General features: G+C 61.6%; 1 pseudogene. It reads left to right on the plus strand.

The features are described from left to right. A pseudogene (locus IL54_RS24775) lies at positions 1 to 451 on the plus strand (hypothetical protein); the annotation flags it as partial.

Genomic DNA, 451 nt, shown 5'->3' on the forward strand with positions numbered 1-451 from the left:
AGGACAAGTCGGATACCCAGCAGGCGCAATTCATCTCCAACCAGCTCAACATTGTCCCGACAGCTGGATTCATCCCGGCTGGAGCCACGCGGAGCAATCCGTTCGAGGTGGTCAATCCGGCCGCCTATGCCGCGTTCACGAACCCGGCGAGCCCGAACTTCGACGCGAGCCTGGCTGCTCGGCAGGCGAAGGTCGCCGGTCGCATCGGCGAGCCGGGCACGAACTCCTATCTCGGCATGACGCCGATCGGCCTTGGCGACAACGCGCGAGTGGCAGAGTGGAGCCCTGAGTGGCCGCATCAGATGAACGATCGCATGTTCCAGGCTGCGCTAAGATCTTCAGTCGATCTCAGCGATACGCTGACCTTGACCTCGCTGACTTCCTACATTGATCAGAAGATCAACAGGGCGCAGGACAATGATGCGACCTTGGCCACGGCGCTTCCGGTGCG

Source organism: Sphingobium sp. ba1 (genome assembly GCF_000743655.1).
In the GTDB taxonomy this organism is placed as follows: Bacteria; Pseudomonadota; Alphaproteobacteria; order Sphingomonadales; family Sphingomonadaceae; genus Sphingobium.